Here is a 6,903-nt window from a genome sequence, read left to right as displayed (position 1 = left end):
GATGGCCGCGCGATCCAGCGCCACATAAGTCACATGCACCGTGGTCTCGGTGATGCCGTACATGTTGACCAGGCGCGGCTGCGTATCGGCATGCCGCTCGTACCATTCATGCAGCCTGGCCAGTTCCAGCGCTTCGCCGCCGAAGATCACCCAGCGCAATGCCAGCTGCGCGCCCAGTCCGGGCTGCTCGCGATCGGCCTGCATCAGCTGGTAGAAAGCCGACGGCGTCTGATTGAGCACGGTGACGCGCTCGTCCACCAGCAATTGCAGAAACTCCCCGGGCGAGCGGCTGACGGAGAAGGGCACTACCACCACCCGGCCCCCATGCAGCAGTGGCCCCCATAGTTCCCAGACCGAGAAGTCGAACGCATAGGAGTGGAAAAGCGTCCACACTTCGTCGGCGCCGAAGTTGAACCAGTGCCGCGTACTGGCAAGCAGGCGCGCCACGTTCTGGTGCGGAATGACGGCACCCTTGGGACGCCCGGTCGAACCGGAGGTGTAGATCACATAGGCCGGATGCTCGCTGCGCAACGGACACACCCGATCTTCGTCATCCGGATCGGTCAGCGGACATTGAGCAAGCGTCGCCAGCTCGGCTGCGTCATCCAGACACAGTGCAACTTCACCCAGGCCCAAGCGAAGGGCTACATCGCATAATGTGAGAACACACACGGGTCGTGCGTCTTCCAGCATGAAGCTCAGGCGATCGCTCGGGTAATCCGGATCCAACGGCAAATACGCAGCGCCAGCCTTAAGCACGGCAATCAGGGCAACGACCAGTTCAGCCGAACGCGGCAGGGCCAGGGCAACGATATGCTCGGGCCCGATCCCTTGGCTGATCAGACGATGCGCCAGCTGGTTGGCGCGCTCATTCAACTGGCGGTAACTGAGCAACTCTCGGCCAAAGCTGACCGAGACAGCCTCCGGCGTACGCGTTACCTGTGCCTGGAAACACTCGGGCAGACAGGTTTCCGGCACCGCCGCAGCGGGGGCATTCCATTCGTGCAACAAGCGTTGCCGCTCGACGACATCCAAGGCGCTGATGCGGCCGAGTGGCACATCCGCTTCGTCGGCGAAAGCTTCGAACCAGCGTTGCAGCCGCTGTGCGTGAGCCTCTACCGCGGCGTGTTCAAACCCATCGGGACGATAGCCGATGTGCAGCTTGATCCGTTCGCCCGGGCTGGTCCACAACGCCAGCGGGTAGTGCGAGCGCATGCCGCCCTGGCCATCCCCGATGCGCGCGCGGAGATCTTTTCCGGGGTTATCGGGCTCATCGACATCGAGCGCATAGTTTTCGAACACGCTATGCGTGTCGAACAATTCGCCCAACCCGGCCAGCCGCTGGATCTCGATCAAGCTGAGGTGGTTGTGTTCCAGCAATTGCACCTGCTCAAGCTGGATGCGTGCGACCAGTTCCGGCAGGCGCTCGGCCGGCCGCCAGCGCATGCGCAGCGGAAGTACATTGATCATCAGGCCGACCATCCGCTCGGCATCAGCAAGCTCCGGCGGGCGTTCGGCTGCAATAACGCCGAACACGACATCCTGGCGACCGGTGAGCGCGCCCAGGCCAAGGCCCCATATCACCTGCACGAGACTGTTCAAGGTCAGGCCCAGGCGGCGGAGTTTTTGCTGGACGGCCCGGCTCAATCCGGCGTCAAGCTCCACAGCGATCGTTTCCTGCTGCATGCCGATCGCTGGCGCAGCGGGTGCGACCAGCGTGGATTCTTCCAGTCCCTGCAGGTAGGCCGACCAGGCGGCACGCGCGGCGGCGGCATCCTGCCGTGCGATCCAGGCCAGGTAATCGCGGTATTGCGCCGGCGACGGCAATGCCGTGCCGTCGTTGCGCGAAGCATATAGCGCCATCAGGTCGTTCAGCAGAATCTGCCAGCTCCAGCCGTCCATCAGCACATGATGGGCGGTATGGATCAGCTGGCAGCGTTCCTGCGCCACGCGCACCAGGGTGTAGCGCATCAGCGGCGGCTGCGCAGGATCGAAGGGACGCAGCTGATCTTCATCGCGCAGCCTTTGAAGCTCCTGCGTTTGCGCTGCCTCGTCCAGCCCGCCAAGATCCACGAATCGCCATGGAAGATCCACGGCGCGCGGGACGACCTGCACGGGATGCATCAATCCCTCATGCAGAAAAGCCGCGCCAAGATGAGGATGGCGCGCCATCACTGCGCGCGCGGCCTGCGCCATTCGCGCGGGATCCACTGCGCCATCTAGATGAAAGATACGTTGCGTGACGTATGTACCCGTCTCACGGCGATCGTATAGCGCCCGGAACAGAAAACCCTGCTGCATGGGGGACAGTGGGAGTATGTCCAGCGGCGCGGGGTATCGTTGTTCAATGGTGTCGATCTGCGTCTGGGTCAGCGTTACCCAAGGCAAATCCGAAGGCGTTGGCCCGATGGATGCGGGCATCGCCGCAAGATCGATCAACGCTTGAAGTGCGGCCGACCAGTATTCGGCCAATTCGTGTATGCGCGCCGGCGCATGTCGCGCTGCATTCCAGCACCACACGGCCTGCAGCTCGGGGCCCCCGGCTTGATCCAGGCTCATGGCGTGCAATTCGATGTCGTGCGTTACGAATGCCTCCAGTTCCTCCATGGCGGCAGCCGTAAGGGCAACCGCTTCATCGTCCAGCAGCGGACCGCCTTCATCGGCCGAAGCCGAATGCAACCGGCCTAGATAAGTGAAGCCAAAGTCCGGCGCAGGGACGGTCGCCAATTCTTGCGCCGTGTCGGCATTCATTTCGCGGAGCAAGCCATAGCCGATGCCGTGATCCGGAATCGTGCGCAGCTGTTGCTTGATGCGCTTCAAAGTGCGGCCTAAGGCACTCCCGTGCGATTGCGCGGTTTCCGGATTCAGCCGTACCGGATATTGACTCGCGAACCAGCCGATGGTGCGGCTGAGGTCGATGTCATGGAAAAGGTCTTCGCGGCCGTGGCTTTCCACATCCAGGTATACGGCGCCATCGGCTTGCGGGGCATCACGCCAGCGCAGAATGGCGAGCGTAAACGCAGTGAGCAGCAACTCATCGACGCGCGCACGGCAATGCACAGGTACATGGATGAGCAGGGCACGACTTGTCTCGCGCGAAAGTTTCACGCGCAGACTGCGTATCGTGCGCGGCGAGGGCGGGACTTCGTGCGGGCTAGGCACGGCCTCTCTCCAGAGCGGCATCTCACCGACGCGCCGATCCGAGTGCGCTTCCTGCTTCAGGCATTGGGCCCAACGGCGGAACGAACTTGAAGGCGGACCGAACTCCGGTTTTCGTCCTTGCTGCAAGGCTTGCAGGGCCAGTTCCAGATCGGGCAGCAGAATTCGCCATGACACGCCATCCACGACCAGGCGATGCAACGCAAGCAGCAGCGTTCCTGCCTGTGTTTCACCCGCATCGAACCATAGCGCACGCAGCATGTGCCCCTGGGCAGGGTTGAGCGAGGCGCCTGCTGCACGGCCGTGGTCCAGCATGCACTGGCGGTGCTGTTCGGTGTCGAGCGAGGATGCATCGATCCGCGTCAGGCAGTCGGCGGCGTGTACGCTCCCCGCTATGGGAATATCGAAGCGCCAATCTGTGCCGCCCTCACTCCGATGGCAACGCAATCGAAGCATGGCGTGATGATCCAGCAAGGCTTGCAGCGCCCCTGCCAGTTGCTCCTGGCGCACGCCGACTGGCAAGCGCACCAGCCGCTTGACTACAGGCTGCACCTTGTCGCTGAGATCCACATGCCGGATGAAGCGGCGCATCGCCGGAGTAGGCTCAAGCCCACCCGTCGACGCATCGTCCTGTACGGCGGGCCTGTCATCCGTCTTGACCAGATCGGCGAGCGCGGCGACGGTCTGATGGACGAACACATCCTTGGGCTTGAGCACCAGGCCAGCCTTGCGTGCACGGCCGACCAGCTGCAACGAACTGATGCTGTCACCGCCCAGGTCAAAGAAACTCTCGTCGATGCCGACCTGTTCCAGGCGCAATACCTGCGCGAACAGCTGCGCAAGCAGGGTTTCCCGTTCGTTACGCGGCGTCCGCTGGCTGGACGATTGAAAACTCGGCGCCGGCAGGGCACGTCGATCGAGCTTGCCGTTGGGCGTGAGCGGCAAGGCCTTAAGCGGCATGATCGCCGCGGGCACCATGTAATCGGGCAGTTGCGACGCCAACACACGGCGCAGCTCTGCCGGATCGGGCGCACCATCGCCCACGACATAGGCCACCAGCCGCGTCACCCCCTGGTCCTGGCGGGCGACCACCGCCGCCTGGCTCAGTGACGGCACGCGCAGCAATGCGGCTTCGATGTCGCCCGGCTCCACGCGGAAGCCGCGAATCTTCACCTGATGATCCGCACGTCCCAGATAGTCGACCACGCCCTCCGCCAACCAGCGCACGCGATCGCCGGTGCGATACATGCGACTGCCCGGCGCACCGAACGGGTTGGCCACGAATCGCTCGGCACTCAGTGCCGGGCGGCGCAGATAGCCACGCGCCAGGCCTTCGCCCGCGATATACAACTCACCCGCCACGCCCGCCGGCACCGGCTGCAGGGCAGCGTCAAGCACATAAAGTTGGGCATTCCAGATCGGCCGGCCAATCGGAATGGCGCTGTGCTGCGCCACGTCCTGGGTGATCTCGAACGTGGCACAGCCCACCGTGGTTTCGGTCGGACCGAAGTGATTGATCAGCCGCACCAGCGGATAGCTTTGCTGCCAATAGGCCATATCCGCCGGCACCATGGCTTCGCCGCCGCACATCAGGCACTGCGTGGGCATCGCCACGTCATGGGCCTGCAACTGCTGGTTGAGCAGGGCCAGGTGCGAGGGCGTGAGCTTGACCAGCCGATACGCCGCCAGCTGGCCACTGGCAAGACGATCGATTTCTTCACCGGACGGCAGCACCGTCAGGCCCTGGCCGGATAACAAGCCACCGAACACCGTGGTGACACCGGCATCGAAGCTGATCGAGAACACGGTGGGCGAGCCGCCCTGGCCGGCCTGGTAATAGGTGGCGTGATCCCAGCGCAGGTAATTGGCCAGCGCGTGATGGGTGACCAGCACCCCTTTGGGGCGTCCGGTAGAACCGGAGGTGTAGATCAGGTATGCCGGATGCGACGCATGCAGCGCGGTGACCGGAAGCGTGTCCGGGTAGGCTGCTACGCGCGACCACACCTCATCCAGGTCGTGCCACGGCACATCGCCTGGCAAGCGTGCTGCTTGTTCATGCCCGGTCAGAATGCACAACGGCGCCGCATCGGCCACCATCAAGGCCAGGCGTTCGGCCGGATACTCCGGATCCAGCGGCAGATAGGCCGCACCGCTTTTGAGCACGGCCAGCACGGCCACGAACAGGTCCAGCGACCGCGGCAAGGCCAGGGCGATGATGCGTTCAGGCCCCGCGCCCTGATCGACCAGCCAGTGGGCCAGCCGGTTGGCGCGCGCATCGAGTTCACGGTAGCTCAGCGTGTGGGTGTCATCGCGCAAGGCCACGGCAGCGGGGAAACGTTCAAGCGTGTGCTGGAACAGCTCCACCAGCGTGGCCGACGGCAGCGGATGGGCGGAATCGTTCCAGTGATGCAGCAGCTGTTGGCGCTCAGCGTCTTCCAGCAGGTCCAGCTGGCCCAATGGACGGTCGATGTCGTAGGCGATGGCTTCCAGCGCACGTTGCAGGCGCACAGCGATAACCTGCACCGCCGCCTGGTCGAACACATCGGGCCGATAGCCGAAGCGCAGTTCCAGTTGTGCGCGCGGAATCGCGCACAGGCCAAGCGGATAGTGCGCGCGGTCGTCGCCGCTGCCGGCGACGAAGCGCAGGCGAAGACCGCTTTCGTCATCCAGCTCCAGATCGGCGCCGTCGGCCGGCATGTTCTCGAACACCACATGGGTGTCGAACAGTTCGCCCAGGCCGGCCACCCGCTGGATCTCGCTCAGACTCAAATGCTGATGCTCGATCAGCTGCGACTGTCGCGCCTGGATGTGCTGCAGGAGCGTCCGCAGGGAGCTTGCCGGTTCCAGCACCACGCGCAAGGGCAGGGTGTTGAGCAACATGCCGATCATGCTTTCCGCGCCAGCCAGTCCAGGCGGACGCGCGGAAACGGTGATGCCGAACACGACATCGCTGCGGCCGCTCAGCCGCCCCAGCAGCAAGGCCCAGGCCGCCTGAATCAACGTATTGAGCGTGAGCCCATGATGGCGGGCCTGCTGCACCAGCGCATCGCTCAAGACAGATGGCAGGCGGCAGCTGTAAGTGTGCGGCAGCACGGCTTCGTCAGAGGATTTTTCGGCCAGGCGGCACGGCGCCTCCAGGCCATCGAGATAGCTGCGCCACGCGGCGCGCGCAGCTTGCGCGTCCTGCCGCTTCAGCCATGCCAGGTAATCACGAAAGGGGGCTGCGGGCGGCAGCGCCGAAAGGTCGCCGGCGGATTGGTAAAGCGAGAACCATTCCTTCATCAAGAGCGGAATCGACCATCCGTCCAGCAGGATATGGTGCTGGCTGAAGACCAGCCGGTGCAGCTGCGCGCTCAATCGGATCAAGGTGAAGCGCAGCCATGGCGGACGCACCGGATCGAAGCGGCGACGGCGGTCTTGCTCAAGCACTTCCTGCAGCCGCTGCTGTCTTGCCGCCTCATCCAGCATCGACAGGTCGAGAAAAGTCCATGGCAAAGTCGGGGTGCGCGGCACGAGCTGCACCGGCTGCTCCATGCCTTGATGCGCAAAGGCCGCGCAAAGATGCGGATGTCGCGTTATCAAGGCGCTGCCGGCAGCCTTCAGGCGATCCGGATCCAGTTCGCCGCCCCAGTCGTAGATGAGCTGTACGTGATAGGCGTCTGCCGCCTGCTCGTCGTACAGCGCATGGAATAACAGGCCTTGCTGCAACGGTGACAATGGCAGGATTTCGGCGATCTTCGACAT

The 6,903-nt window shown here is 63.9% G+C and carries 1 protein-coding gene; it reads right to left on the bottom strand.

Annotation, left to right across the window (positions count from 1 at the left end; all coding sequences use genetic code 11):
• On the bottom strand, positions 1–6,903 hold a 6,903-nt coding region (locus tag EKH80_RS22300), incomplete at its 3' end, for a non-ribosomal peptide synthetase (protein ID WP_126687010.1).

It is taken from the genome of Dyella choica (assembly GCF_003977665.1).
Classification (GTDB): Bacteria; Pseudomonadota; Gammaproteobacteria; order Xanthomonadales; family Rhodanobacteraceae; genus Dyella_B; species Dyella_B choica.
The sequence above is the reverse complement of the archived record's forward strand: the minus strand, read 5'-3'. Positions and strand labels throughout refer to the sequence as shown.